At 52.8% G+C, this 22,487-nt stretch carries 21 protein-coding genes; 16 read left to right on the forward strand and 5 right to left on the reverse strand.

Translation table 11 applies throughout. The annotated features are described in order from the left end of the window. The first annotated feature begins 24 nt into the window (after positions 1-24). Genes waaF through QP938_00750 form a run of 4 tightly spaced genes read left to right on the forward strand, consistent with a single transcriptional unit; the run spans position 25 to position 3,779 of the window. Positions 25-1,080 carry a lipopolysaccharide heptosyltransferase II gene (gene waaF / locus QP938_00735; GenBank protein WIO74460.1) on the forward strand — a complete coding sequence of 352 codons (1,056 nt, stop codon included), beginning with the start codon at positions 25-27 and terminating at the stop codon, positions 1,078-1,080. Next, entirely contained in the window at positions 1,077-2,210 is a 1,134-nt protein-coding gene (locus tag QP938_00740) for a glycosyltransferase family 4 protein (GenBank protein ID WIO74461.1), read from the forward strand. The genes waaF and QP938_00740 overlap by 4 nt, the downstream gene beginning before the upstream one ends. Next, complete coding sequence (gene rfaP, locus QP938_00745; protein WIO74462.1) at positions 2,207-3,013, forward strand: lipopolysaccharide core heptose(I) kinase RfaP; 807 nt, start codon at positions 2,207-2,209, stop codon at positions 3,011-3,013. Before QP938_00740 ends, rfaP begins: the two co-directional genes overlap by 4 nt. Next, positions 3,006-3,779 carry a lipopolysaccharide kinase InaA family protein gene (locus QP938_00750; protein ID WIO74463.1) on the forward strand — a complete coding sequence of 258 codons (774 nt, stop codon included), beginning with the start codon at positions 3,006-3,008 and terminating at the stop codon, positions 3,777-3,779. Before rfaP ends, QP938_00750 begins: the two co-directional genes overlap by 8 nt. On the opposite strand, the gene QP938_00755 is transcribed toward QP938_00750, so the two are convergent. Further along, positions 3,740-4,831, reverse strand: coding sequence for a glycosyltransferase family 9 protein (locus QP938_00755; protein ID WIO74464.1), 1,092 nt, complete (start codon positions 4,829-4,831; stop codon positions 3,740-3,742). The two genes, QP938_00750 and QP938_00755, sit on opposite strands and share 40 nt — an antisense overlap. Positions 4,832-4,979: 148 nt before the next feature. Between QP938_00755 and hldE the strand changes: the two genes are divergently transcribed. Beyond that, complete coding sequence (hldE, locus tag QP938_00760) at positions 4,980-6,410, forward strand: bifunctional D-glycero-beta-D-manno-heptose-7-phosphate kinase/D-glycero-beta-D-manno-heptose 1-phosphate adenylyltransferase HldE (protein WIO74465.1); 1,431 nt, start codon at positions 4,980-4,982, stop codon at positions 6,408-6,410. Between the two features lie 85 nt (positions 6,411-6,495). Here the strand turns inward: hldE and QP938_00765 are convergent, their stop codons facing one another. Genes QP938_00765 through QP938_00775 form a run of 3 tightly spaced genes read right to left on the reverse strand, consistent with a single transcriptional unit; the run spans position 6,496 to position 9,280 of the window. Next, the gene (locus QP938_00765) at positions 6,496-7,278 is read right to left on the reverse strand and encodes a polysaccharide pyruvyl transferase family protein (GenBank protein ID WIO74466.1); all 783 of its coding nucleotides are present in this window, start codon (positions 7,276-7,278) and stop codon (positions 6,496-6,498) included. Positions 7,279-7,284: 6 nt separating this feature from the next. Continuing rightward, entirely contained in the window at positions 7,285-8,082 is a 798-nt protein-coding gene (locus tag QP938_00770) for an aldo/keto reductase (protein WIO74467.1), read from the reverse strand. Next, on the reverse strand, positions 8,075-9,280 hold the full coding sequence (locus QP938_00775) for an FAD-dependent oxidoreductase (GenBank protein WIO74468.1): 1,206 nt from the start codon (positions 9,278-9,280) through the stop codon (positions 8,075-8,077). The genes QP938_00770 and QP938_00775 overlap by 8 nt, the downstream gene beginning before the upstream one ends. A 121-nt stretch (positions 9,281-9,401) precedes the next feature. Here QP938_00775 and waaA point away from each other — a divergent pair, with 121 nt between their 5' ends. After that, positions 9,402-10,673 (forward strand): lipid IV(A) 3-deoxy-D-manno-octulosonic acid transferase, encoded by a 1,272-nt coding sequence (gene waaA / locus QP938_00780; GenBank protein ID WIO74469.1) that lies wholly within the window; start codon positions 9,402-9,404, stop codon positions 10,671-10,673. Between the two features lie 71 nt (positions 10,674-10,744). Here waaA and QP938_00785 read toward each other — a convergent pair whose 3' ends face one another. Continuing rightward, positions 10,745-12,136 carry a TolC family outer membrane protein gene (locus tag QP938_00785; GenBank protein ID WIO74470.1) on the reverse strand — a complete coding sequence of 464 codons (1,392 nt, stop codon included), beginning with the start codon at positions 12,134-12,136 and terminating at the stop codon, positions 10,745-10,747. 221 nt (positions 12,137-12,357) lie between these two features. Between QP938_00785 and QP938_00790 the strand changes: the two genes are divergently transcribed. From QP938_00790 to QP938_00835, 10 genes are all read left to right on the forward strand, one after another. Beyond that, complete coding sequence (locus QP938_00790) at positions 12,358-12,996, forward strand: NUDIX domain-containing protein (protein ID WIO74471.1); 639 nt, start codon at positions 12,358-12,360, stop codon at positions 12,994-12,996. A 66-nt stretch (positions 12,997-13,062) separates the two neighbouring features. Next, entirely contained in the window at positions 13,063-13,470 is a 408-nt protein-coding gene (locus QP938_00795; GenBank protein WIO74472.1) for a DUF1249 domain-containing protein, read from the forward strand. A gap of 36 nt (positions 13,471-13,506) precedes the next feature. Next, on the forward strand, positions 13,507-14,313 hold the full coding sequence (locus tag QP938_00800; protein ID WIO74473.1) for a phosphodiesterase: 807 nt from the start codon (positions 13,507-13,509) through the stop codon (positions 14,311-14,313). A gap of 62 nt (positions 14,314-14,375) precedes the next feature. Then, entirely contained in the window at positions 14,376-14,960 is a 585-nt protein-coding gene (locus QP938_00805) for a YqiA/YcfP family alpha/beta fold hydrolase (GenBank protein WIO74474.1), read from the forward strand. Positions 14,961-15,208: 248 nt separating this feature from the next. Next, the gene (gene parE / locus QP938_00810; protein ID WIO74475.1) at positions 15,209-17,092 is read left to right on the forward strand and encodes a DNA topoisomerase IV subunit B; all 1,884 of its coding nucleotides are present in this window, start codon (positions 15,209-15,211) and stop codon (positions 17,090-17,092) included. Continuing rightward, positions 17,093-17,545 carry a hotdog fold thioesterase gene (locus QP938_00815; GenBank protein WIO74476.1) on the forward strand — a complete coding sequence of 151 codons (453 nt, stop codon included), beginning with the start codon at positions 17,093-17,095 and terminating at the stop codon, positions 17,543-17,545. Between the two features lie 41 nt (positions 17,546-17,586). Then, positions 17,587-18,690, forward strand: coding sequence for a peptide-N-glycosidase F-related protein (locus QP938_00820; GenBank protein WIO74477.1), 1,104 nt, complete (start codon positions 17,587-17,589; stop codon positions 18,688-18,690). A 70-nt stretch (positions 18,691-18,760) separates the two neighbouring features. Then, positions 18,761-21,013, forward strand: a complete 2,253-nt coding sequence (parC, locus tag QP938_00825) for a DNA topoisomerase IV subunit A (GenBank protein WIO74478.1) — start codon at positions 18,761-18,763, stop codon at positions 21,011-21,013. A 155-nt stretch (positions 21,014-21,168) separates the two neighbouring features. Continuing rightward, complete coding sequence (locus tag QP938_00830; protein ID WIO74479.1) at positions 21,169-21,987, forward strand: mechanosensitive ion channel; 819 nt, start codon at positions 21,169-21,171, stop codon at positions 21,985-21,987. A gap of 15 nt (positions 21,988-22,002) precedes the next feature. Further along, complete coding sequence (locus QP938_00835) at positions 22,003-22,461, forward strand: hypothetical protein (protein WIO74480.1); 459 nt, start codon at positions 22,003-22,005, stop codon at positions 22,459-22,461. Positions 22,462-22,487 lie beyond the last annotated feature (26 nt).

Genomic DNA, 22,487 nt, shown 5'->3' on the forward strand with positions numbered 1-22,487 from the left:
GGCACCAACAGAAGTGAGAGCGCTTTGAGCTTACCCATTCCACAAAAAATTCTTATCATCGGCCCGTCATGGGTCGGTGATATGGTGATGGCGCAGTCGCTGTTTATCGCCCTCAAGCAGCAGTACCCGCAGTGCCAGATCGATGTATTGGCTCCAGCCTGGACCCGGCCTCTGCTGGTGCGCATGCCTGAGATTACCGAGGCCATCGCTATGCCTGTTGGTCACGGCAGCCTGCAGTGGGGTTTGCGTAAACAGGTGGCGCGTGAACTGCGTGACAAAAGCTACGATCAGGCAATCTTGCTGCCTAACTCACTGAAATCTGCACTGATTCCCTGGTTGGCAAAAATTCCTCTTCGCACGGGCTGGAAAGGGGAGATGCGCTACGGCTTGCTCAACGACTTGCGACCGCTGGACAAGCAGCGTTATCCACTGATGGTGGAGCGCTTCACCGCCCTGGCGTACCCCAAAAATCACGATCTGCCCGAGCCGCCAAAACCGAGCTTGCGGGTGGAGCCGGAAAGTGTCCCTGCGCTGTTGGAAAAGTTCGGCTTGAATCTCGACAGGCCTGTGCTGGTGCTGTGCCCGGGTGCCGAGTTCGGCCCCGCCAAGCGATGGCCGGAGTCCCACTATGCGGCGGTAGCGGAACAAAAAATTGCCGACGGTTGGCAGGTCTGGATTATGGGCTCCGGTAAAGACCAGCCAGTGGCGCAGGCCATAGTCGAGCAGCTGAGCGAACCGGATTGTGCCCATGTTCTGGCTGGGCATACAGAACTGGCAGATGCTGTGGATCTGATGGCGCAGGCCAGTGCTGTGGTCAGTAACGACTCGGGCCTGATGCATATTGCAGCCGCCCTCAACCGACCTTTGGTAGCGGTGTACGGCTCCACCTCGCCCGGCTTTACGCCGCCGTTGGCAGAGCAGGTTGCGATTGTGTCGATCCCGGTGGACTGCGGTCCCTGCTTTCAACGCGAGTGTCCGCAGGGACATCTCAAATGCCTTAATAATCTGTCACCAAGTCAGGTGCTGGAAGCGCTGACCACAATTTCCGAATCGCAACCGGTACAGATGGTGGATTCGTGAGGCTGGTTTTTTCCCTGTTCAAATACTTCCCTTACGGCGGCTTGCAGCGAGACTTTTATCGCATTGCCGAATGTTGTGCCAGGCGTGGTCATGAAGTACATGTGCTGACTCGCCAGTGGGATGGCACAAAGCCAGAGTCATTTCGAATTCACCTGTTGCCCGTTAAGGCGTTCAGCAACAATGGCAAAAACCGGCAGTTTTACCGTTTGGCGCAACAAAAAATCTCTGAGCTGAAACCGGATCTGGTAGTTGGCTTTAACAAGATGCCGGGGCTGGATGTTTATTTTGCCGCTGACCCTTGCTACGCCGCCAAAGTGGATGAGGCCAGGAAAAGCTGGTTGTACCGAATGACGCCTCGCTATCGCCATTTTAAAGAATTTGAGCAGCAGCTCTTCAGTGATAACAACGCCCATTTCTTTGTGTTGACCGATCAACAAGCCAACGACTACCAGCGCTACTACCAAACAGCTGCATCGCAATTTTATAAGTTGCCACCGGGTATTGCCCGGGATCGTCAGGCTGGCGAGAATGCAGAAGAAGTGCGTAAGAATTTTCGCAAAGAGTTCGGCCTTGCTGAACGCGATAATTTATTGCTTCTGCTCGGCTCCGGTTTCCGAACCAAGGGCGTTGATCGGGCTATTGACGCACTGGCAGCACTGCCAATTGAATTACGAGAAAAAACCCGATTGTTTGTGGTCGGTAAAGACAATCCTGCACGGTATCTGCAGCAAGCCAAACAGCTGGGCATCAATGAGCAGGTTCGGTTTTTTTCCGGACGCGACGATATACCAAGATTTTTGCAGGGCGCAGATCTGTTAATCCACCCTGCCTACAGCGAAGCAGCTGGCATGGTATTGCTGGAGGCGATAGTCGCTGGCCTACCGGTTCTGGTCACGGATGTTTGCGGCTTTGCATATTACATTGATGAGGCCGGGGCTGGTGTGATTCATAAATCACCATTTAATGCGCAGCTGTTCACTGAGCAATTGCAAACAATGCTGGAAGACACCAGGCAGCGTCAGCAGTGGCGCGAAAATGGTATTGGCTTTGGTCGCTCCGCAGATATATTTAACTTGCCAGAACGTGCCAGTGATTTGATTGAACAATTCGCAAGAGAAAAACAACAATGAAACTGTGGTTACGCGAAGAGTTCGCCAAAGAGTGGCAGGAGCAGGATCCGTTTGCATGTGCAGATCAGCTGGAGGGCAAAGTCTATCGCGCACTGGAAGGTCGAAAAACCCTGCGTTTTGAACTGTCTGGAAACAGTTATTTTATAAAAATTCACAAGGGCATCGGTTGGGGTGAAATAGTTAAAAACCTCACTCAGGGACGGTTGCCCATTCTTGGTGCTGGCGCAGAATATCGGGCCATTAATCGGTTGCACGAGTTGGGGGTCGACACCATGACGGCCGCTGCCTTTGGTGAGAGGGGAGTCAACCCAGCTACACAGCAGTCATTTCTGGTGACTGAAGATTTGGCGGGCTCTATCAGCCTTGAAGATTTTTGTGGCAACTGGCAGGAGCAGCCGCCAAAGTTAAAACTGAAGCGAGCGTTAATAAAAAAAGTGGCGACGATCAGTGCTCAGTTGCACAACCATGGCGTAAACCATCGGGACTATTATATTTGCCATTTTCACCTCTACCCGGAATCACTGCAGGAAGACCACGATAATATTCGCCTGCATGTGATTGACTTGCATCGAACCCAGCTCAGGAATCGAACGCCTTATCGGTGGCGGCTTAAAGATTTGGCCGGACTCTATTTTTCAGCCATGGATGTCGGGCTGACCAGGGGAGATCGACTCTGCTTTTTGAAGCACTACTTTCAGTCGTCGCTAAAGATGGTTATTCGTGATCAGGAAAAACTACTTTCAGATGTGGAGCGAAAGGCGCAGGCACTTTACGAGCGTGAGCAAAGGAAGCGTCGTGGCTAATCGTATTTCAAATATCACTCGACCGGAAATTGTTGATTGGCTGAGTAGCGACAGTAAATATTTCGAACTATTAAAAGAGTCGGCAATCAAGCGCGATGATGCAATGTTTTCAGCGCTTATTACCGTTGGCGAGCTGAAAGTTTTTTGTAAGTGCTTTCCACTGCAAGGCTTGAAAGGTAAGTTACAGCACTGGTTTGGAAAAGACCGTGCCCGGCGGTTGCATCAAATGACTCAACAGTTACATGCTGCGGGTGCGCCGGTGGCCGAATCCTGGGGCTATTCTATTGAGCCGGGAAGGGCATTGTGGTTTTCACAGGTACTGCCTTTTAAGAGTTTGTTGCACTGGTGCGGACCCGCATTACCCGGGGACAAAGAGCAACGAAAGACAATACTTGATTCTTCTCTGGCAGCGATGGTTGCCCTGCACCGTGCCGGATTTTTTCACGGCGACTTCAAATGGGGTAATTTACTCTTTGATGAGAGGAATCAAAAGATCTGGCTAGTTGATCTTGATCGGGTGAAACCGCGTAGTACCAGACAATTTGATAAATCAGCGGCTCGGGACGTGGCTCGTTTTATGCTGGATTGTGAAGAAGCGGGAATGCCGAAGGATGAATACCTGTCGATAGTATCCTCCTATGCCGAAAGGGTGGACGAGTCGGTCGCCAATATCCAGCTATTGGTAGAGCCGATTTATAACGTACTCAAAGCGCGACATGATGCCCGTTACGGGGCAGGGTTCAGGCTCTCGCCACCTGCAGATTGAATTTGTTCAGGAAAGTAGCCCAGTACATTCTCTACCGACAGCGAGCGCATACAGCGATAGTTTTGTGAGCAAACGCTGCGTTTACAATCACTGGCACAGGGTTCGCTGCCTCGAATAACCCGTGCATATTCTCCCATCGGGCTCCAGCGGCGATTGTCGGTAGGGCCGAACAGCCCCAATGTCAGTGTGCCGGTGGCCGCACTTAAATGCATGGGGCCGCTATCGTTACCTATGTAAATGTCAGCGCGCTCCAGCAGGCGGACCAGTTCCTGCAAATTTAGACGGTTGCAGCTGTCGATAAGCTGGCTGTGGTGTTTGTGTTGCATTTTTTCAACAATGGCGTCGATACTGCAGCGATCGATTTTGCCCGCTCCAATAAAAATGCAAAGCCAACCCTGTTCCAATATTTGGTCAGCGAGTGCAGCAAACTTTTCTTCACCCCATTGTTTGTAAGCTTTGGTGGCGCCGACATGCAGGCAGGCTACTTTGTGGCAGTCATTCAATAAAACCGGTTGCTGTAATTTATTCGCCAATGCAGGCAGGTCAACCGGCGAATGGAGCTGCTGGTAACCACTGCCCGGATCAGCAATACCCAGTGGCTTCAACATGCTGGTGTAGTCGCAATGCTTGTGAAGATTGACCGTATCCACGTCAACCAATTGCTGATATACACCCGGACGCTTGGAAAAGTGCGGCCCAATTTTGTGGCGCGCCTTGCACAAACGAGTCAGGCGGCTGGAGAGAATTGTGCCGTCCAGGTCGATGGCGATGTCGTATTTGTGGCTGCGTAGTTCCCCGATAAATTGGCGAAATGTGCCGAGTCTTGAAAGCCACGAACCCGCGGTTAACTTCGAACGCGGGTAAAACAGGGTTGGTGTAGTGCTTGCAGACATCTCAAGCAAATTGCGATAGCGGTCATCTGCCACTAATAAGCAGCGACCATAGTTACCACTTTGGTTAATGGTTTCAATGGTCTTCATGCTGATCAGCAGGTCACCAATATGCTTGGTGGGCATCATGATCAAAATGCTTGGACGGGTGCTATCAGTCATTGGTCGGAAGAGTCTAGCCAACAAAAGCGCCATTGTAGTCAGGCGCGGTTGCAAAGAACAGTCTGTTCTTTCTTGCGAGTAGAAGGTTGCGCGGACAATGAGCCATTGCACGGTTATAATGCCCGCCAGTAAAAAGGTGGATGGCTTTATGAAACTGAATTTCCCCAGCTTCCAGAATGGACAGGTTTTGGTTATCGGCGATGTCATGCTGGATCGCTATTGGCATGGCCCGACATCACGGGTTTCTCCGGAAGCACCGGTTCCGGTGGTGAAGGTGGAAAACCAGGAAGATCGAGTTGGTGGTGCAGGCAACGTGGCGCTCAATATTGCCTCGCTTGGTTCTGGTGCTTCGGTAATGGCTGCAGTGGGGCAAGACGAAGCTGCCCATACGTTGAGCAGCCGTTTACAGGCGGCAGGCATTCACTGCGATTTTCAGGTCAGTGAAAACAAGCCGACCATTACCAAGTTGCGTGTAATCAGTCGCCAGCAACAGTTGCTGCGGATGGACTTTGAAGAAGGCTTTGAGCCGGAAGACTCCACCCAGTTTGCCGATAAACTGGCCAAGCTGCTGCCGCATATGGGCGCGGTAGTGCTGTCTGATTACGCCAAGGGCACGCTCAATAATACCCAGCAACTGATCAAACTGGCTCGCGACGCTAATGTGCCGGTTCTGGTTGACCCGAAAGGCTCGGATTTCAGCCGCTATCGCGGCGCGACCTTGATTACGCCCAATCTTCACGAATTTGAAACTGTGGTTGGCCGCTGTTACAGCGAACAGGAGTTGGTGGAAAAAGGCCTGCAGTTGATGGCGACCCTGGAGCTGGGTGGTTTGTTGATTACCCGCGGCGAGCAGGGGATGACACTGCTGCAACCGAATCAGCCAGAACTGCATTTGCCGGCAAAAGCGCGGGAAGTTTACGATGTCACCGGTGCTGGTGACACAGTAATTGCCACCCTGGCCGCTTCATTGGCGTCCGGTGAGGCATTGCCTCAATCGGTGGCGCTGGCCAATCTTGCCGCCAGTGTGGTGGTAGGCAAACTGGGAACGGCCACCATCAGTGCGCCGGAGCTGCGTCGTGTTGTCAATCAGGTACAAGGTGTTGGCCGCGGGGTAATGACAGTAGAGCAGCTGAAAATTGCCCTGGAAGACGCCCGTGCCCACGGCGAAAAAGTGGTATTCACTAACGGCTGCTTTGACATCATTCACGCAGGTCATGTGGGTTACCTGGAACAGGCCCGCACCCTGGGTGATCGACTGGTAGTAGCGATCAACAGCGATGCTTCAGTGACTCGCCTCAAAGGTGAAGGTCGTCCGGTCAATCCGGTGGATCGCCGTATGGCAGTTCTGGCAGGTCTTGAAGCGGTGGACTGGGTTGTCTTTTTTGAGGAGGACACCCCGGAGAACCTGCTTAAGGAGCTGAAGCCGGATATTCTGGTTAAAGGCGGCGACTACAGTAAAGAGCAGGTGGTTGGCTGGGAAATTGTCGAGAGCTATGGCGGCGAAGTTCGCTCCCTGAATTTCTACGATAACTGCTCGACCACAGCAATTGTGGAAAAAATACAAGGCAGTAAAAAGTAGCTAGGGCCTGTAGATACTAGTCCAACGCAAAAAAGCCGCTGTATTGAAAAGTGCAGTGGCTTTTTTAATGAGGTTTTTTCGGCCCTTAAATTTCTGTTTTCTTAAACGGGAACGCATCGGCGATTTTCTGCTTCACCAAATCGATATTGGGACGTTGGTATTCGCTGGCGATGGTGTCCAGCCCTGAGCTGACCAGCTCATCTGAGAGGGTTAGGGGAGAGACGCCTTCCAACCCAAAAGCGCTGTAGTAGTCCGCAAATTTATAGCCGGCACCACGAACCCGATTGGACAGCTCAATCCATGCATTGGGAACACCCAGTGAATCAGCGGCAATCAAACCGTGCATCGCTGAGGAGAGGATCACTTCACAGCGGGCAATGTCATTCAGCACCTGCTGTACCGGTGCCATAATATCAATGCGTTTAATGTGTGGATGGCGCTCAATTAATTCTTTAACCAGCGGGCTGTTGGCATCTTCGTAATGGGTGATTAATCCCAGTTTCCACTGTTTGGATGGCATTTTATCCAGCAGCATAAAGCTGAGCAGACCGGGATCACCCAGAACACAATCTTCCAGCCCATTGATGCGATTCTGGCTCAGCTCGCCGCGCAGTGCATGGTAATAATGGCGATGCGCAACCTGGTCACCTGCTTCGATAAAGCCGGTACCCCAGACATGCACTCTCTTATTCCACCAGTTGTGTTTAAAGCGGTGCAACAGGCTGCCCAGTGCCACCAGGTCGCAAGAGCGGGGTGAGGCAAGCTTGACTGTTCGGCCAGACAAGCGCTCAACCAGTAGTGGTGAGAGACAGTCGCCAAAATTGGGTTTGGAACTGGACCAATGCAATTTGATGGGTTTGTCAGTCATGTCAAATCAGCGAGCCGATTGGATGGCGCAGAGCACATTGTCGCGCAGGTGTTTAGGGTTGATCGTACCGACAATGGCACTGCTCACCCCTTGATGACCCAGTACCAGATCAAAGCTGGCCTGCACCGGGTCTTCTCCGCTGTCCAGACAGGCGTGGCCACTGGCCAGGGCTTTCTTGATCAGTACGCCCTTGTTGTGGGCCAGGCAGTAATCAATGACTGGTACTTCTTCGCGCTGGTTGAGGTTATAAGTAACCATCACCCCGTCGGACTGTTTCGCAGCCAGCAGGCCGCCGGCAACAGTTTTGGTGGACATGCCAAAGGCGCGAATTTTCCCTTGCTGTTTTAACTCAGCCAGAGTTTCCAGAACACCTTCCTGCTGAATAATACGTTCGTCGTTGCCGTCGGAGTGCACCAGCACCATGTCGATGTAATCGGTGTGCAGGCGCTGCAGACTACGCTCAATGCTGAAGCGGGTGTGTCTGGTGGAGAAATCAAAACGGGACTGACCGTTCTCAAATTCTTCGCCCACTTTGCTGCAGATCACCCAGTCCTGACGCTGGCCGGTGAGAAGCTTGCCGAGTCTTTCTTCGCTGTTGCCATAGGCCGGCGCAGTATCGATCAGGTTGATGCCGAGGTCTTTGGCCAGGGCAATCAGATTCAAGGCGTCGCGATCATCGGGAATCTTGAATCCCTGCGGATATTTAACACCCTGATCACGGCCTAGTTTGACGGTGCCGAGGCCCACAACACTGACATTAATTCCGGTGCTGCCAAACGGCCGCTGTTGCAGTTGTTCAGTCAAAAGCATGCTCCCAGGGTGTTTCGGAAACCGGCGGCACTGGCAGAAAATCCAGTGCTGGAATCTCTGCGCCGGAGGTTGGTGTTACACCGCTCTCGGCCAGCAGCGCCAGAGTTTCGGTGGCGAGGTTGGGGGACAGGGTTAGCTTGGTGGGCCAGGCCACCAGTACATTGTCGCAGCCCTTGGCTGCGGCAACATAGGCTTTGTCCGGGCGGGCAAAGTTGCGTTGCAGTGGTTCAGCGCGGTCGATATTGAGGGTGGCCCAGCGAGCGTCTTCGCCGAGATCTACCCAAGGCAGCAAATCGGCCAACTCTCGCTTGGCGTCGTCAATGACTTTGTCAGCGGGTTTGCCGACACTGCGCTCGGCCAGCGAACCGCCCAGATACCAGACCTGGCTTCCGTCGGCGCAGGGGTGACTGGAAATGGTGAGGCGCGGGGTTTTCTCTGCACCGAGGCAGTGGCCATAAAAACGGTGCGGGTAGTTGTGCTTGACCATCACCTGCTGCAGCGGACGGCGCTGCATTCTTGGTGAGTCCACCTTCAGTGTTTGCAGCAGCGCTTCATTGCCTTGGCCGGCGCTGAGAATAACGCGCTTGCAATGCAATTGCGTACCGTTGCCAAACTGCAGCGACACTGTACCGTCACTGTTTTTATTCAAGCGGTCAGTAGACCAGTCCACCTGAAACAGGCGCCCACGACAATTATTGGCCAGAGCCTGCACCACGCTCGGCACGTCCAGAACCATATCCACCAGCTTGTACAGAGAGCCGTTAAAACGGTCGTTTTGGAACAGCCCCGGTCGATCTTTGGCTTTAACTTTTTCGACCCGTCCACGGGTTGCTTTACTGGCCAGGAAGGTGGTCATTTTCGAGGTGGCACTGGCGCTGGAGAACATATAGAAATGATCGCTGAGGGTCTGGGCACTACTCAGATCCACATCCCCTTCGCCTTGCAGGCAGCGACGCCAATGCTCTGGCATATCGGCAATGGCTTCGGACGCACCGGACAGTGCACCACCCAGAGTGTACTTGATGCCACCGTGGATCATGCCCTGGCTGGCTACAGTCTGAAAGCTGCCAAGTGCCCGCTCTTCAAACAGCACCGCGTTGTAGCCTTCTTTGCAGAGTCGGTTCAGCAGCCATAGCCCGGCAATACCGCCACCGATAATGGCGATGTCGGCGTGTACACTTTCCTGATCCATTAAAACCCCTGCATATTCCGGTGCTGACAACAAAGCTTGGTAGTATAAAGCCTTTGCGGGGATAATCCCGCTTTCGCCGCTGTTTATTCGGTATTCACAAGTAAAAAAACGGGAGTCTCGTTTGGCCCGCACGCTCTATACATTGCTGTTCTATCTGGTGACACCGCTGGTGTTACTGCGACTGTTAATCCGTTCCAGAAAGGCACCTGCCTATCGCCGCCGCTGGAAGGAACGATTTGGATTTGTGCCGTCACTGAAAGCGGAAAAAGTCATTTGGGTTCATTCCGTGTCAGTGGGTGAAACGCTGGCGGCGGTTCCACTGATCAAGCAGCTGCAGCAGCGTTACCCGAATGCGCACTTGGTGGTTACCACCATGACACCCACCGGCTCCGAGCGGGTGAAAGCCAGTTTTGGCGACAGTGTTTATCACGTCTATGCGCCATATGATCTACCGGATGTGGTAGCGCGGTTTTTGCGACGGGTTAAACCGAATCTGCTGGTGATCATGGAAACCGAGTTATGGCCCAATCTGATCGCCGGTTGTGCACGGCGCAATATTCCGGTGATAGTGGCCAACGCACGACTGTCGGAAAAGTCCGCGCAGGGCTACCAGCATGTTGCCGGATTAACAGCATCGCTGCTTGGTAATGTTTCGAAAATTGCCGCTCAACATCAGGATGATGGCAACCGCTTTGTCGAGCTGGGGTTGCCGACGGAAAAATTGTCCGTCACCGGTAATATCAAATTTGATCTGGACTTGGGGACGGAGTTAATCGAGAAGGCCGAGTCGTTAAAAACGCAATGGCGCGCTGACAGTGAGCGGCCAGTATGGCTTGTGGCCAGTACACACAAGGGGGAAGACGAGCAAATTCTTGCGGCGTTCAGGCAAGTGCTTTTGAAGCACCCAAACCTTCTGCTGGTACTGGTGCCGCGTCATCCGGAGCGCTTTAACGAAGTCGCCCAGCTTTGTGGTGATAGAGGCTTCACTTTGGTGCGTCGAAGTGAAGGTGCTGCGCCACGAGTAAGCGACCAGATTCTATTGGGTGACACCATGGGCGAGTTGTTGGCGTTTTGTGGCGCCAGTGACATCGTATTTATGGGTGGCAGTCTGGTGCCGGTGGGAGGGCACAATCTGATCGAGCCAGCAGCCTGGTCGGTGCCGGTGTTGTCTGGGCCCCATCTGTTTAACTTTGCCGAAGCCTCACGGTTGCTGTTGGCGGCTGATGGAATGCAGGTCTGCGAAAACAGTGATCAGCTGGCGGAAAAGCTGGAGGTTTTGTTGAGTGATCCTTCGCGCTGTCAGCAAATGGGGCTGGCCGCCAAAGCGGTGGCTGAACAGAATCGCGGAGCCCTGAATCGCCTGCTGACGGTTATCGACGAGACGGTGAATTAACGCCACTTCTTAGCCAGAGACAAAAAAGCCTGCGGTGTTGCCGCAGGCTTTTTTGTTTTCGTTTCGAGCAATTACTCTTTGCGAATATTGGCTTGCTCGTCCAGCCAGTCATTCAGCGTGTAAATATCTTCCGGACTCAGCTGGCCAGCTTCCAGTTTCAACCCCAGCAGGCTGTTGATGTAGTCATAACGGGCGTTAGTGTAGTTCTGCTGTGCCTGGAAAAGACGGTTCTGTTCGGACAGCACATCAAGAATGTTCTGGGTGCCCACTTCATAGCCAGCCTGGGTTGCCTCATAGGCACTCTGAGCCGAGGTAACTGCAGATTGCAGGGCTTTAACACGCGCAGCATTGGTTTTGGCAGTCAGGAATGCCGAGCGGGTACCCTGGACGATAGTGCGCCGTGCGTTCACATAATTCTCCTGAGCCTGCACTTGCTGTTGGGCGGCAACACGACGCTGGGAAGCGTTCAACCCCCAAGTGAAAATAGGCACCGAAATGCTGACATTGGCGTCGCGATAGGAGGCGCTTTCTCGTGCCGGAATTGGTTGTGGGCCGGCACCAAAATCGACAGTTGTGCCGGGAGTGTCAGTGTAGTTGTAGCCGCCAACGTTAACAGACACAGTAGGCGTGTAATTCAGTTTGGTACCTTCAGCCGAAGCGACGGAAGATTCTTTGGTCAGCTTTGCGACTTTCAGGTTGTTATTGTTTTCCAAGGCAAAGTCGACCCACTCCTCGCGATCAGCGGGTTCCGGAGTTTCAATGGGGAAATCATCTTTCAGGGGGGATACTTCATAGTGACGCTGGCCTGTCAGAATTTCCAGGGCTTCAAAACGGATGCCGTATTCGCCTTCGGCTTGCAGAACGGCAACGACGGCGTTGTCGTATGTGGCTTGAGCCTGGTGCACGTCGGTAATGGATACCAGGCCTACAGCAAAGCGCTCCTTGGCATTTTGCAGGCGTCGCTCGGACTCGCGCTCATTTGAACGGGCGATATCCAATGCTTCCTTGGCGCGCAATACATCCAGATAGGATTGCACAACACGGGTAATCAGGTTTTGCTGATCAAGAGCGAATTGTGCTTCTGCGCGTTCAACATCGTGTCCTGCAGCCTGAAAGTCAAACCAGTTTCGAACATTGAATCTATAGCTCAGGCCGCTGACATTGAAAGTTTTACGCCCTTCTGCTGTACGGCTCTTTTCAAGGTCCCCTCCATCAAGGCGAGATCGGCTTTTACCGGCGCCCAAGGAGTAGCCAGCGGTAGCAGTTTCGGCAATTCCCGGTAATAAGTTCTTGCGGGGAGAAACAATCGCTTCCTGGCCGATTCTGTATGTGGCCTGTGCGGCTTGGAAAGTTGGATCATTTTGCAGAGCCAGCTCATAGATTTCAGCCAGGGATTCGGCTTGAGCCGTGCTGCCAAGTGCCAGCAGAACAGATGAGGCCAAAACGCTCAAAGAAGTTTTCATCACTCGTCCTTTATTGGGTTTGTTCCATCTTGGGATGGAGGCAGTCTAGCAGGTTGTTGAAAAACTATCTGCGTTGCCACGGCGGCGTTAAAAAGCCTGCAAGCACATAGATTTGACGGCTCTCTACTGCAATTCAACGCATGTTGTGAAAAAGAGCGCTGGTAGACGTAACTATAATGGCGGGGTAGAGTGAAGTAACGCATGTTATCAAGGGGTTAACAATGAGTTGGCGCAAGCCTCGTTTGGGCGCACAAGACCTGCAGGTGATGGAAGAAACAACCCTGTTTCGGGGGTTTTACCATATGGTCAAATATCGCCTGCGTCACCGGTTGTTTGCCGGTGGCTGGAGCGAGCCCATTGATCGGGAGCTGTTCAAACGCGGCAGCTCGGTTGCGGTGCTGGCATTTGATCCGTGTCGTCAACGGGTGGCGTTGGTGGAGCAGTTCAGAGTGGGTGCGCTGCAAGAGCCATCCGGCCCCTGGTTATTGGAAGTCGTGGCCGGTATGGTCGATAAAGCCGAGTCTCCGGAGCAAGTGGCGCGCAGGGAGCTGTTGGAGGAAGCCGGCATTGATTGCGGAGAATTGCAGCCCATTATGGAGTACCTCTCCAGTCCAGGTGGTAGCAGTGAAAAGCTGCATCTGTTTTTGGCGTTTTCCGATCTGGATGATAAGGTCGGAGGTATACATGGACTGGATGTCGAAGGAGAAGATATTCTGGTGCATATTCTCAGCGTGGATGAGGCTTTCGAGGCCCTGCAGGCCGGTCGCTGCAAAGACGCAGCTACCACAATTTGCCTACAGTGGTTGCAGCTCAATCTGTCAGGGTTGGTCGAAAAATCACCAACAATGGCAACTGGTTAACAGAATCGGTAGGAGCCAGTGGCGGTTATCAGCAAATTTCGATACAAGGTGGACTTAAGGCGGTACATGGCTGACTGCGATGCCAACTACTTGCGTCTGATCAAGCTGTTTCCAGACTACCAGTTGGCTTCCTCGCGCACTTTTGCCCTGCCGGGACGACCGGCGCGCAAGATGACGGCAACCGTGTTGGAGCGGACACCCTACACCACCTTGATGACGTTGAAACAGAGTAAGGCAGATGGTATCAGTTGGTTGACACTGCCGGTAATGACAGTCCGTCTATACCATGATGCCAGGGTGGCCGAGGTGGTTTTCTGCGAGGGACAACGCAGTCCCTTCCCCAGAAACGACTACCCGAATGATGAGATGCACCAGCAGGATGAAAAAGCCCAGTGGGGACATTTTCTCGCTGAGCTCCTGGCACACAGTCTGGCGCACGGGTACGACCTCAACTATGAACCGACGTCAATTTAACGGTTTTTAAAAGGCATAGTGGGTGAGGCAATCTCAATGGCATTAATCGGAGCATCCAGAAATAAACAGGGTTTGCGTCTGATACAGATTACGGACCCCCACCTGGGTACTGAGCCGGGCTACCGTCTGGCTGGTATTCGCACGTTGGAGAGCCTTGCAGCAATTGTGGCAAAGGTTGCCGAGAGTGACCTGGCGCCACAAGGTGTTATTGCGTCAGGGGATATTGCCGGTCACGGTGAGGCAAAATCCTATCAAGCGTTTGATGATCAAATGGCGGCCTTGCCTTGCCCGTATCACTGGTTGCCAGGCAATCACGACGAACCCTCAGTGATGGAGCGAACCCTGTCGGTTCCGTTTCAGTTAGAGCTGCGCTTTGGCAACTGGCTGTTACTGATGCTCAACAGTAAACAGGTCAACAAGGTCGGTGGCAGAATCAGTGAAGAGGAGTTGCTGGCTGCCTGCACCGCAGCTTTGAAACACGAAGGTCCGGTTGCAGTATTCGTTCATCACCCGCCCATCTCGGTCAACAGCGAGTGGATAGATGCCCAGCAGATTGAAAATGGCGAAGACATGCTCAAACGCCTGGCGGATTGTGGCAATGTTCGCGCGATATTTACTGGCCATGTCCATCAGGAGTTTGTCGGTAAATCCCACGGTATTGATATCTACACAGCCCCTTCAACCTGTTTTCAGTTTGCTGCCAACAGTAAAGAGTTTGCCATTGGTGCCGGCGGCCCTGGCTATCGCTGGATTGATCTCTATGAAGATGGTCGCATTGATACAGGTGTCGTGATGCTGGAGACCGCCAATCAGGGGCTTGATCGTCACTGTATCGGGTATTAAGGGTTACAGCCCGCCCTGCCAGCCGTCTATAATCGGTGCCTTATCAGGCAACTGGCAGCAATATGCTTCTCTATCTGCATGGCTTAAACAGCTCTCCACAATCACATAAAGCAGTTCAGACTCAAAACTGGCTGGCGGAAAACCATCCGGATATCCCCTTTGTCTGTCCACAATTGAGCAATATACCGGAAGAGGCAATTGCCGATCTGGAGGCGCGAATTGAGGCCCATATTGACGCAAGCAAGCAGCCGGTAGCTCTGGCTGGTAGTTCAATGGGTGGTTACTACGCCACTTATCTGTCGGAAAAATATGGTCTGCGCGCTGTGCTGATAAATCCAGCGGTAAAGCCATATCTCGGCCTGCAACGTTACCTCGGAGAGAACATTAACTACCATACCGGTGAGTCATGGATTATGGAGCTTCACCATATTGAACAGTACCGTGCACTGGAGGTGGAGCAACTTCTGACACCAGAAAATTACTGGACCCTGTTGCAGACAGGGGACGAAGTGTTGGATTATCGACTCGCAGAACAAAAATACCGCGATGGCAAAATGACCGTCGAGCAAGGCGGGGATCACAGCTTTCAGAACTACCAGCGATTTTTGCCGGAAATTTATGCGTTCCTATTCGGGGGAAATAATTAAGCCTGGCTTGGTAACCTTGTAGCAGGAGGTCGCACGACGCACGTCAGATGTCGCACGCTAAAAGCACCACATCGGACATAATGTGACAAAGTTTTTTAAAGCAACGGGAAATAACCAAGAAAGAATTTATAAATGAATCGCAACTCTGCCATGCAAGCGTGCGACGTGCGTCGCCAGACGTGCGACCATATGAAAAGAAGTAAATTATATTCGGATAGCTACACAATAAACTTACGAAGTATTACTGAATGACCAAATATACCGCTGAAGATATTGAAGTCCTTACCGGCCTTGATCCGGTAAAAAAACGCCCGGGCATGTACACCGATACTGCCCGTCCCAATCACCTGGCTCAGGAAGTAATCGACAACTCAGTCGATGAAGCCCTGGCTGGACACGCAAAAAAAGTGGAGGTCGTCCTCCACAAAGACGGTTCGCTGTCAGTGACCGACGACGGTCGCGGTATGCCGGTGGATATTCACCCGGAACAGGGTAAGCCCGGTGTTGAGGTAATTCTCTCCACCCTTCATGCCGGCGGTAAATTCTCCAATAAGAACTACCAGTTCTCCGGCGGTTTGCACGGAGTGGGGGTGTCGGTAGTAAACGCACTGTCGTTAAAACTGGAAGTGACCATTCGCCGCGACGGCCAGGTCCACCAGATCGCTTTTGCCAATGGCGAAAAGTACTCAGACCTGAAAGTGATCGACAGCTGCGGCAAGCGCAATACCGGCACCTCAGTGCGCTTTCAGGCCGACCCGAAATATTTCGATTCGATAAAGTTCTCGATTCCGCGCCTCAAGCATGTGCTTCGCGCCAAAGCGGTATTGTGCGCCGGCTTGCAGGTCACTTTTAAAGACGAAGCCAGTGGAGAATTGGAAGAGTGGTGCTACGAAGATGGTCTGAATGACTACCTGACCAGCGCCACCCAAGGTTGGGAAGTACTGCCAGCCGAGCCGTTCCTGGGCACCTTTTCGGCCCAAACCGAAGCAGTGGACTGGGCGGTGCAGTGGCTGCCTGAAGGCGGTGAGCTGACCCAGGAGAGCTACGTTAACCTGATTCCTACCGCCCAGGGCGGTACGCACGTCAACGGTTTGCGCACGGGACTGCTGGAAGCAATGCGGGAGTTCTGTGAATTCCGTAATCTGCTGCCCCGTGGCGTCAAATTGACACCGGATGATATCTGGGACAAGTGCTGTTACGTGCTCTCATCCAAGCTGGCCGACCCGCAGTTTTCCGGGCAGACCAAAGAGCGACTCTCTTCCCGCGAAGCAGCGGCGTTTGTCTCAGGGGTGGTGAAAGACGCCTTTAGCCTGTGGCTGAACCAGCACACCGAAGATGCAGAGAAGCTGGCCGATCTGTGTATCAGCAACGCCCAGAAACGGATGCGTGCCAGCAAGAAAGTGGCCCGTAAAAAAGTCACCCAGGGGCCGGCGCTGCCGGGCAAACTAGCGGATTGTTCTGGTGATGACCCCAGTCGCAGCGAACTGTTTCTGGTGGAAGGGGACTCGGCGGGTGGATCCGCCAAACAGGCCCGCAATCGCGAAAACCAGGCCATCCTGCCGCTGCGAGGAAAGATCCTCAATACCTGGGAAGTCGACTCCCAGGAGATCCTTGCCTCACAGGAAGTTCACGATATTGCGGTGGCGTTGGGTATTGATCCTGCCAGCGACGACCTCAGCGGGCTGCGCTATGACAAAGTCTGTATTCTTGCCGATGCCGACTCCGACGGTGCCCACATCGCCACCCTGATCTGCGCGCTGTTTGTGCGTCACTTTCGCAAGCTGGTGCAGGAAGGGCATGTGTATGTAGCAATGCCGCCGCTGTATCGCATCGACCTCGGCAAGGATGTTTACTACGCCCTCGACGAGTATGAAAAACAGGGCGTACTGGATCGCATTCAGGCCGAGGGCAAGCGCGGTAAAGTCAACGTGCAGCGCTTTAAAGGCCTGGGTGAAATGAACCCGTTGCAGTTGCGTGAAACCACCATGGACCCGGATACCCGCCGACTGGTGCAACTCACCATCGAACCCGGCGACGACACCAACCAGATTATGGATATGCTGCTGGCCAAAAAGCGCGCTTCAGACCGCAAGAGCTGGCTGGAATCCAAAGGCGACCTGGCGGAGGTGTAAATGGTGGTTTCAGCAAACAACATCTGGTTTAACCCACAGGCAGTCGATCTAAAACGTCTCAATCAGCGAATAACAGGCACCGCCTGTGAGCAGTTGGGCATACAGATAACCGAGGTGGGAGACGATTTTATTCGCGGCACCATGCCGGCAGATCACCGCACCTTTCAACCGGAAGGGCTGGTGCATGGTGGTAGCAATGTAGTGCTGGCTGAAACCCTGGGCTCCTTGGGAGCAAATTTGGTGGTGGACAGCAGCAAGCTTTACTGCGTCGGTCAGGAGATAAACGCCAACCACGTGCGCGGAGTGCGCAGTGGCGTGGTGACTGGCACCGCACGCCTCGCTTACAGGGGCAGAACATCACAGGTATGGGACATTCGAATCGAAGATGAACGTGGACGCCTGACCTGCATATCCCGCCTGACCATGGCGGCAGTGAAAAAAACAAACCAATAAAGATTACTTTCGCATTATTTACGTTTTATGAGGGGGAAGTTATGCGCTTGATTACAGCTTTACTATTTGCCGTTGTGGTTGGGGTTTCTACGACTCAGGCCGAAGAGGGAAAAAAGTCCACGTCAATTGAGCTCTATAATGGCGTGGTTTTTTACGACGGTTATGCCAAGTCGATTGCCGAGCCGGTCCCGGAAGGGTTAATACGGTTGAAAAGCACACTCTACAGTACTCGGCTAGGTGCCGATAAGCTCGCACTGCTGCGCGATTCATTGACTCTAGAAGTAACAATCGGCGCACTTTGTGACAACTATGATCGCATTGGGAGCGTGCATCTGGCGATGGTGCCCAAAGGTGCGGACCGCTACGATCCGGATAAAGTGGAGCGCATAGAATTAGGACGCTTTATCACGCCCTTTATGAATAAGAACAAGCAGCCAGATAAGGTGCCTTACCGATTTAATATCGATCATATTGTGCCCATCCTGAAAGATGTCTCCCTGCTGGCAAACAATGATTTCTGGGTTGAGTTCCAGGTGTTTGGCAGTACTGGGGCAGGTCGCAAAGAGGTAGCCGGTTGCAAAGGACGTATGGATACGTTTCAGGGATGGATGTCGTTGACTACCGATAGTGGTGAAGCAGCAAATAACTTTGATGTCTTTTTGCCATTGAGTTTTCAGCAACACCTGAACAACTACAAACAAGGTGCCAGTGACCAACTTGGAGTGAGTAAGAAAACCTTTGAAATAAAGGTGCCAGTGGATACTCACAATGCCCAGTTGGTGCTGATTACCTCCAATCACGGCGCCAATAGCGGTGGCGAAGAATATAATCGCCGTCAACATTTGGTCTACTTCGATGGCTCCCTGGTTCACGAATACACACCGGGGCGGAAAAGCTGCGAACCGTTTCGCCAGTTCAATACACAGGGTAACGGCATTTACGGCCGGTATATGAAGACACCAAAAAACTGGCAGTCGTTCAGTAATTGGTGTCCCGGCGATCGGATCAAAATTCGTATTATTAAGCTAGGTGAGGTTAAGGCTGGCCAGCATAGATTAACCCTGGATGTGCCCGAGGCAGTCTTTAAAGATAAGCAAGGGTATATTCCCGTGTCACTCTATTTTCAGGGAAGCAAAAAGCACTGACAGAGCCTGCTTGTTAAGCAAGACAAATAGGCAACACTGATACAGACAGCATTAAAGTTGGCGACAATAAATGACAGATATTATAAATATTGACCCGGATGGTATTGAGAAGGCCCGGCTCAGCAGCTTTGCCGAGAAGGCTTATCTCGATTACTCCATGTACGTTATTCTCGACCGCGCACTGCCGCATATTGGCGATGGCCTCAAGCCGGTGCAGCGTCGAATCGTTTACGCGATGAGTGAATTGGGCCTGAAGGCCACGGCCAAGTACAAAAAATCTGCCCGTACCGTCGGTGACGTGATTGGTAAATTCCACCCGCACGGTGACAGCGCCGCCTACGAGGCGATGGTGCTGATGGCACAGCCTTTCAGTTACCGTTACCCGCTTGTGGATGGCCAGGGTAACTGGGGTTCGCCGGACGATCCAAAGTCGTTTGCGGCGATGCGTTACACCGAGTCGAAGCTGACCAAGTATGCCGAGGCGTTGCTCTCGGAACTGGGTCAGGGTACGGTGAATTGGGTACCCAACTTCGACGGTACCATGGACGAGCCGGAAGTGTTGCCGGCGCGAGTGCCCAATGTACTGCTCAACGGCACCACCGGTATTGCGGTGGGTATGGCCACCGATATTCCGCCCCACAATCTCAATGAAGTGGTCACAGCTACGGTTCACTTGCTGGAAAACCCCAAGGCGTCGGTGGCGGAACTGTGTGAGTTTATTCAGGCTCCGGACTTTCCTACCAATGCGGAAATCATTACTCCGCGCGATGAGATTCAAAAAGTCTACGAGAGTGGCCGTGGCTCGCTGAAAATGCGCGCGGTGTGGCACAAGGAAGATGGCGACATTGTCGTTACTGCGCTGCCATACCAGGCTTCTGGCTCCAAGGTGCTTGAGCAGATTGCCGCCCAGATGCAGGCGAAAAAATTGCCGATGGTGGCAGATCTGCGCGACGAGTCGGATCACGAAAACCCCACGCGACTGGTAATTGTTCCGCGTTCCAACCGCATCGACCTCGAACAGCTGATGAATCACCTGTTTGCCTCTACCGATCTGGAGAGAAACTACCGTATCAACCTCAACATGATCGGTATCGACGGCAAGCCGGGCGTGAAACCGCTCAACCGCATTCTTGGCGAGTGGTTGGAGTTTCGCACCGAGACTACTCGCCGTCGTCTTGAATACCGCCTGGACAAGGTCAACAAGCGCCTCCACCTGTTGGAAGGTTTGCTGGTAGCGTTCCTCAATATCGATGAAGTGATTCATATCATTCGCACCGAGGACGAACCCAAAGCGGTGTTGATGGCGCGATTCAAGCTCACCGACGTGCAGGCCGATTACATTCTCGACACCAAGTTGCGCCAGTTGGCACGCCTGGAAGAGATGAAAATTCGCGCCGAGCAGGACGAGCTGCAGCAGGAAAAAGAAAAGCTGGAACTGATTCTCGGCTCCGCTGCGCGACTGAAAACCCTGGTGAAGAAAGAACTGTTGGCCGCCGCTGAAGAGTTTGGCGACGAGCGCCGCTCGCCGCTGGTGGAACGCAGTGAGGCTAAAGCATTCTCGGAAACTGATCTGTTGAGCTCAGACCCAATTACCGTAGTGCTGTCGCAAAAAGGCTGGATTCGCGCTGCCAAAGGTCACGATATCGACCCGACAGCACTAAGCTATAAAGCCGGCGACGGTTTTGCACTCGCTGCCAAGGGGCGCAGCAACCAGAATGTAATCCTGCTGGATTCCACCGGACGCAGTTACTCTCTGGCTGCCCACACCTTACCATCGGCGCGAGGCCAGGGTGAGCCGGTAACCGGCCGGCTCAATGCGCCGTCCGGGGCTACCTTTGAAGGCGTGCTGATGGGCGATGACAAACAGCCGATACTGATGTGCACCGATGCTGGCTATGGATTTATCGGTCGACTGGGTGATCTGTACAGCAAGAACAAAGCCGGTAAGGCATCGCTGAGTGTGCCGAAAGGTGGACGTGTGATGGCGCCGCTGACTATTGCCAATCCGGAAACCGATATGCTGGTGGCGATCAGCAATGAAGGTCGCATGCTGGCATTCCCGGTCAGTGAACTTCCGGAGCTGGCACGCGGTAAGGGCAACAAGATCCTCAGCATTCCCGGCGCCCGTGTGCAGAGCCGTGAGGAGTTTATGGTGGCAGCGGTAACTCTCGGTGAAGGCCAGCAGGTCAAGGTTTACTCCGGTAAGCGCCATATTGGTTTGAAACGCAGCGACCTGGAGCACTATATCGGAGAGCGTGGCAGACGCGGCCATAAACTGCCGCGGGGCTTCCAGAAAGTCGATGCGGTGGAAGTTGTTGACTGACACCATCTCGCCACCTTGTAAAAAGCCCCACTATTGTGGGGTTTTTTATGCCGCTAAAAAGATGCTGAAGATGCAACATACAGTATTTGATGGTCGTCTCTTGTGACTATACTTAGTCGGTATCTCTAAGCACGAATGAAAAATAAGGAGTAACAATGGAAGGTTTTTTGAGTGAATTAATGAATCAGGTTCAGGAGGCATTGCCGGGTGTTCTCTATGCAATTGCTATCCTGGTTATAGGTATCTGGGTTTCAAGGCGAGTACGAAGTCTGTTAAACACTGTGATGACCAGGAAACAGGTCGATCCGGCAGTAACCAGCTTTGTCAGCAGCCTTATCTACTACGGCCTGGTGGCTTTTGTAGTGGTTGCGGCATTGTCTGAAGTCGGTGTTGCTACCACCTCCTTTGTTGCCATTCTGGGTGCTGCAGGCCTGGCAGTGGGCTTGGCATTACAGGGTTCACTGTCCAACTTTGCATCCGGAGTGTTGATCCTTATTTTCAAACCGTTCCGAATCGGTGACTTTGTCGAACTGGCAGGCACTTCCGGTACGGTGAAAAAGATTCAGGTGTTTACCACCGAGCTTGCGACACCGGATAATAAGCAGGTAATCGTACCCAACTCCCAGGCCATGGGTGGCACTATTACCAATTATTCCGCTCACGACACCCGTCGTGTGGATATGGTGTTTGGCATCAGCTACCAGGATGATATCGACAAGGCCAGCGGCATTCTGCGCAGCATTGTCGATGGTGATGAACGCATTCTGAAAGATCCGGAAGTGAAAATTGCAGTAAGCGCCCTGGCCGACAGCAGTGTCAACTTTGTTGTGCGCCCCTGGGTCAAGAAAGAGGATTACTGGAACGTGTTCTTTGATGTCACCGAAGCGGTGAAAAAACGTTTCGATGCCGAAGGTGTTTCCATTCCGTTCCCGCAGCGGGATGTGCATCTCTATCATCAAAACAGTGAGTCCTGATTATTGGAGATTATGATGAGATCGATTTTTAAATTATTGGTATTGCTGGTGTCGGTCGCGTTGATGCTTCCAGCTTTGGCTGATCGAGGTGAAAAACCGGGCAAAGCCAAACCGGAGAAGCCCGCAAAAATGGAACAGCGTGAACATCCGGATAAAAAGCCGCCTAAACCCGAGCGGGAAAAAGGTGAGAAAAAAGGCGACGAGATGAAGCCCGATCGTGAAGAGATGGACTCTGACGACGATCATGGCGGCGGAATGGCCAAGCAGCAGGAGAAAAAATCCGAGCAGGAGCGCAAAGAGCTCGATAAAGGGTCGGAAACAGGTCAGGCCAAGCGAGAGGAACACAGCCGTAAATGGTGGAAGTTCTGGGAGTGGGGCAGTGATCCTGACGAGTCTGCCAAGAGCAAAGTAAAAGACAAGGAAAAAGCCAAAGAGAAAAGCAAGGATAAACAAAAAGAGAAAGACGATTCCTGAGTTTTCTCTTTAATCTAAAAAGGCGA

The organism is Porticoccaceae bacterium LTM1 (genome assembly GCA_030252795.1).
GTDB lineage: Bacteria > Pseudomonadota > Gammaproteobacteria > Pseudomonadales > Porticoccaceae > SCSIO-12696.

Bases quoted from the DNA above. Each gene is read 5' to 3' on its own strand.
- QP938_00800 (WIO74473.1), top strand. From the start codon at position 13,507: ATGGCATTAATCGGAGCATCCAGAAATAAACAGGGTTTGCGTCTGATA.
- QP938_00755 (WIO74464.1), bottom strand. From the start codon at position 4,831: ATGACTGATAGCACCCGTCCAAGCATTTTGATCATGATGCCCACCAAG.
- QP938_00830 (WIO74479.1), top strand. From the start codon at position 21,169: ATGGAAGGTTTTTTGAGTGAATTAATGAATCAGGTTCAGGAGGCATTG.
- QP938_00790 (WIO74471.1), top strand. From the start codon at position 12,358: ATGAGTTGGCGCAAGCCTCGTTTGGGCGCACAAGACCTGCAGGTGATG.
- QP938_00835 (WIO74480.1), top strand. From the start codon at position 22,003: ATGAGATCGATTTTTAAATTATTGGTATTGCTGGTGTCGGTCGCGTTG.
- QP938_00820 (WIO74477.1), top strand. From the start codon at position 17,587: ATGCGCTTGATTACAGCTTTACTATTTGCCGTTGTGGTTGGGGTTTCT.
- QP938_00815 (WIO74476.1), top strand. From the start codon at position 17,093: ATGGTGGTTTCAGCAAACAACATCTGGTTTAACCCACAGGCAGTCGAT.
- QP938_00805 (WIO74474.1), top strand. From the start codon at position 14,376: ATGCTTCTCTATCTGCATGGCTTAAACAGCTCTCCACAATCACATAAA.
- QP938_00795 (WIO74472.1), top strand. From the start codon at position 13,063: ATGGCTGACTGCGATGCCAACTACTTGCGTCTGATCAAGCTGTTTCCA.
- QP938_00765 (WIO74466.1), bottom strand. From the start codon at position 7,278: ATGACTGACAAACCCATCAAATTGCATTGGTCCAGTTCCAAACCCAAT.
- rfaP (WIO74462.1), top strand. From the start codon at position 2,207: ATGAAACTGTGGTTACGCGAAGAGTTCGCCAAAGAGTGGCAGGAGCAG.
- parC (WIO74478.1), top strand. From the start codon at position 18,761: ATGACAGATATTATAAATATTGACCCGGATGGTATTGAGAAGGCCCGG.
- hldE (WIO74465.1), top strand. From the start codon at position 4,980: ATGAAACTGAATTTCCCCAGCTTCCAGAATGGACAGGTTTTGGTTATC.
- QP938_00785 (WIO74470.1), bottom strand. From the start codon at position 12,136: ATGAAAACTTCTTTGAGCGTTTTGGCCTCATCTGTTCTGCTGGCACTT.
- QP938_00775 (WIO74468.1), bottom strand. From the start codon at position 9,280: ATGGATCAGGAAAGTGTACACGCCGACATCGCCATTATCGGTGGCGGT.
- parE (WIO74475.1), top strand. From the start codon at position 15,209: ATGACCAAATATACCGCTGAAGATATTGAAGTCCTTACCGGCCTTGAT.